This window comes from Campylobacter concisus (genome assembly GCF_902460875.1).
GTDB classification, from domain to species: domain Bacteria; phylum Campylobacterota; class Campylobacteria; order Campylobacterales; family Campylobacteraceae; genus Campylobacter_A; species Campylobacter_A concisus_AA.
Window position 1 is genome coordinate 1 of the sequence record NZ_CABPVR010000006.1, and the last position, 4243, is coordinate 4243.

Here is a 4243-nt window from a genome sequence, read left to right on the forward strand (position 1 = left end):
TTGAAAGTTAATATCAAATAAATATTTTTATTTACTTAAAGAAAAAATTTATATTTTTTTAGATAACATTCACTTAAAATTTTCGTAAAAATTTACGATATATTGATAAATTCAGGAGGAGATTTTGGCTGAAGTTAAGAAGAAATTTTTTGTTTGGTCATCTGTTATTATCGGCATTGTGATCGGACTTATTGCGTCTATGGGTATTGCTGATGCACTTCATGCAACTGGTAGCGGCTACATCTGTACCATTTGCCACACTATGGATCCTATGAATGCTGCATATCATGAAGATGTACACGGCGGCAATAACAAGCTTGGCATAAAAGCTGAATGTTCAGCCTGTCACCTAAATCATACAAGTGCCTATACCTATGTACTTACAAAACTTAAAGTATCGATAAATGATGGTTATAAGACATTTTTTACAGATACGGACAAGATCGACTGGCGCAAAAAACGCGAGCATGCATCTCACTTTGTTTATGATAGTGGATGTTTGACTTGCCACTCAAATTTAAAAAATGTTATTCAAGCTGGTAAATCATTCTTGCCACATAGAGATTATTTCGTTCTTGGAAATCCTAATAAAAAATCATGTGTTGACTGCCACGAGCACGTTGGTCACAAGAATTTAGGACTACAAATCGATAAATTTGAAGCAATTAAAAAACAAGAAAACAATAAAACCAAGTAAGGAGGAGAGATGTTTAAAAAGTCGCTAATGTTATTAGCCTGTCTAATGTCTTTTGGCTTTGCCGCAAACATGGATGCAAATAAATCTGACGCTTTAAACCTTAATGTTGTAAAAAACATTAAAGTTGCTCACAAAATGTCAGACTTATCAAAAAGCTGTGTTGAGTGCCACGCTAAAGAGACACCCGGCATAGTTGCCGATTGGAAAAATAGTCGCCACGCTCACGTTGGCGTAAGTTGTATGGATTGCCACTCTGTAAATGCAGATAATCCTATGGCTTCAGTTAAGGTGCATCCAAAAGATTCTAACAACCATGTTTCAATGCTAGTTAGCCCAAAAACTTGTGCTAAGTGCCACGAAAACGAAGTTGATGAACTAGTAAAGAGCGGTCACGCAAGAGCTGCTATGCAAATGTATGCTAATCCTGCAATGGTGAAACTAATGTATCACTATGAAGGTATGGATCATCCAGAATACAAAATGGCTCCAGACGCTACTGGTTGTTCTCAGTGCCACGGAACCGTCATCAAACTAGACGCTGATCACAAACCTACAAAAGAGACTTGGCCAAACTATGGTATAGGCAATGTTTATCCAGATGGTGGCGTAGGTAACTGTAAATCATGTCACAGCGCGCACACATTTAGCGTAGCTGAAGCTAGAAAACCAGCTGCTTGTGCATCTTGCCACCTTGGACCTGATCACCCAGATATTGAGATCTTTAACAACTCAATGCACGGACATATCTATAACAGTGAAGCTCACAAATGGAACTTTGATGCTGCTCCTGATACATGGGATGTACCAGACTTTAGAGCTCCAACTTGTGCAGCTTGCCACATGAGTGGTGTTGGTGAAACAACAACAACTCACAACGTTTCAAGAAGACTAAAATGGAACCTATGGGGCATCAGCAGTAAGCTAAGAACAGCTGGTGATGAACAAGCTGCTGTTGTTTACGAAAAAACTGGCAAACTAACCATAGGAACGCCACTTGCAGGTCATCCAAATGGACCAGAAGCAGCAAGAGCTGAGATGAAACTAGTTTGTAAAGCTTGCCACTCTACAACTCACACAGATAACTTCTTCATTATGGGTGATAAACAAGTAGAGCTTTATAACGTTTATAGCGCTGAAGCAACTAAGATGCTTGAAGAGTTGAAAGCTAAAAACCTACTACTAGAAGATGCTTGGTCAGATGAATTCCAAGATGTCTATTATCATATGTGGCACCATGAAGGTCGTCGTATGAGACAAGGCGCTCTAATGGGTGGCCCTGACTACTCACACTGGCATGGTGTATTCGAAGTTAAGAACGACATTAGAAAACTTCGCAAAATCTATAAAGAAAGAATTGAGTCTGGCAAAGTCCAGTAATTCTTTTTAAGGTGGGAGTTTTCCCACCTTTTTATTTTTAAATTCCAAAATTTTATCTTTTAGTTATTATCCTAAAGCAAATACCTTTTAATAATTATTTTTATAAATTTAAATTATAAAATCATACGGCTTAGCACTACAAATTATTCTATGTAATTAATAAAATTTATAATGTAAATTTAAAAATATAAAATATAATCTTTGTTTTCAAGGAGATTTTTTGGGACTTTTTCGGATCATTATCGGGGCATTTGTCTTTAGTGCTCTTACAAATTTATACTCATACAAACGTTTTATAAAAAAGGTATCGTTTTTTACACCGCATCTTAAAAAAATTCGTATATTTTTCTATATTATTAGTGTGTTTGAGTTTGTATTTGTTCTTCAGCTAAGATTTTCTTTTTTAAATATAGAACTCTATCTGATAGCAGGGACACTCATTGGTTTTTCGCTATTTTTATTCGGCATTAGTTTGTTTTATGATGTTGTTAGATCCATTTTCTCAAAAGCTTATTTTAATCCCACAAGACGAAAATTTATTAAATTTTGCTTTGATGTAACATTTGTCATTTTTATAGTCGCTTGCTTTTTGAAAGGAATTTTTAACGCACTTACTCCGCCAAAGATCAGACAAGTAGATATAAAAATAAAAAATTTACAAAGCACCCTAAAAATAGCCATGATAACGGACGTGCATATAGGAGAATTTCTGCAGAAAGATTTTATGAAAAAACTCGTCAATGACATAAATTTGGCGAATCCTGACATCGTAGTGATAGTGGGCGACTTAGTTGATGTAAATGCTGCTTTTATAGGAGATTTTTTGGAGCCATTAAAAAGTCTTAAAAGCACTTATGGGACTTTTTATGTCCCTGGCAATCATGAGTATTATCACGGGATAGATGGTATTTTAGAAAAGATCAGTTCTCTTGGCATAGAAATTTTAGGTAATAAAAACAAAAAAATTGCGAGTATAAATCTAGCTGGTGTTTACGATTTAGCTGGCATTAGATTTAAGCATTTAGAGCCAAATTTAGATGAAGCATTGATGGGATGTGACCCGTCGCTACCTACTATCTTACTCTCTCATCAGCCAAAATTTATAAAATCAATGCAGCAAGACGTTGATCTAGTGCTTTGCGGTCATACACACGCTGGTCAAATTTTTCCTTTTGGTCTTTTGGTTTTGCTTGACCAGGGACTTTTACATGGCCTTTATAAGATTAATGATAAAATGCAAGCTTATGTTAGCAGTGGTGCTGGATTTTGGGGGCCTCCTGTTAGAATTTTTGCCCCAAGTGAGATTGCAATATTAAATTTAAGTAAGGAATAAAATGAATAAAGACAATCTGTTTTCTCAAATTTTTGGAAAGGTTGCAAAGATTAACTTTTTCAAACCACTTCAAGAAGCCATAAATTCTTTTTACATAAAGCTGTTTAAGATAGATATGAGCGAGTTTAAGCCAGCAAATGAATATAAAAATTTAAATGAGCTTTTTACTAGAAGGCTCATAAAACCAAGAGATTTTGATGCAGCAGATGAGATGTTTATAAGCCCAGTTGATGGTACTTGTCTTAGTTTTGGCAGCACAAAGGAGCTAAGGGCCTTTAGCATAAAAGGCATGGAGTATAGTGTAAGTGAGCTATTGGGGCAGAACAAGCTTGAGGGCGAATATGACTTTGCAAATATCTATCTTAGCCCAAAAGATTATCATCATTATCATGCACCTTGCGATATTGCCATTAAAAAAGCCGTATACATTCCGGGTAAGCTTTATAGCGTGGCTACAAAATGGCTTGCAAAAGTAGACAGCCTTTATACAAAGAACGAACGCGTAGCGCTATTTTGTGAGATAAAAAATGGTAAGAAGCTTTGGCTTGTTTTTGTAGGTGCGCTAAATGTCGGAAAGATGAAATTTTGTTTTGATGAGCGTATACAGACAAATGCGATGGCAAATTTTACACAAATTTACGAGTATGAAAATTTACATATCAAAAAGGGCGAGCGCCTCGGAAATTTTGAACTTGGCTCAACTATTGTGATACTTAGCGAAAAAGATGCAATCGAATACAATCTCTTTGAAAATAAAGAGCTTAAATTTGCTGGACTTGAGGGCGTAAGCCTAGGCGAGATAAATTTTAAAGAGCAAACAAAGATCGGCTTTGTCT

General features: G+C 35.9%; 4 protein-coding genes. All 4 read left to right on the forward strand.

The window, feature by feature from the left end; all coding sequences use genetic code 11:
- Positions 1 to 124: 124 nt before the first annotated feature.
- Positions 125 to 697: a cytochrome c3 family protein gene (locus F3H01_RS03505; protein ID WP_009294580.1), complete on the forward strand. Its 573-nt coding sequence runs from the start codon at positions 125 to 127 to the stop codon at positions 695 to 697.
- A 9-nt stretch (positions 698 to 706) separates the two neighbouring features.
- The gene (locus tag F3H01_RS03510; RefSeq protein ID WP_103640661.1) at positions 707 to 2074 is read left to right on the forward strand and encodes a multiheme c-type cytochrome; all 1368 of its coding nucleotides are present in this window, start codon (positions 707 to 709) and stop codon (positions 2072 to 2074) included.
- Positions 2075 to 2294: 220 nt separating this feature from the next.
- Positions 2295 to 3407: a metallophosphoesterase gene (locus tag F3H01_RS03515; protein ID WP_149702571.1), complete on the forward strand. Its 1113-nt coding sequence runs from the start codon at positions 2295 to 2297 to the stop codon at positions 3405 to 3407.
- A 1-nt stretch (position 3408) separates the two neighbouring features.
- On the forward strand, positions 3409 to 4243 hold an 835-nt coding region (locus tag F3H01_RS03520), incomplete at its 3' end, for a phosphatidylserine decarboxylase (RefSeq protein ID WP_223155350.1).

Coding starts and splice junctions, on each gene's coding strand:
- F3H01_RS03510 (WP_103640661.1), top strand. CDS start 707: ATGTTTAAAAAGTCGCTAATGTTATTAGCCTGTCTAATGTCTTTTGGC.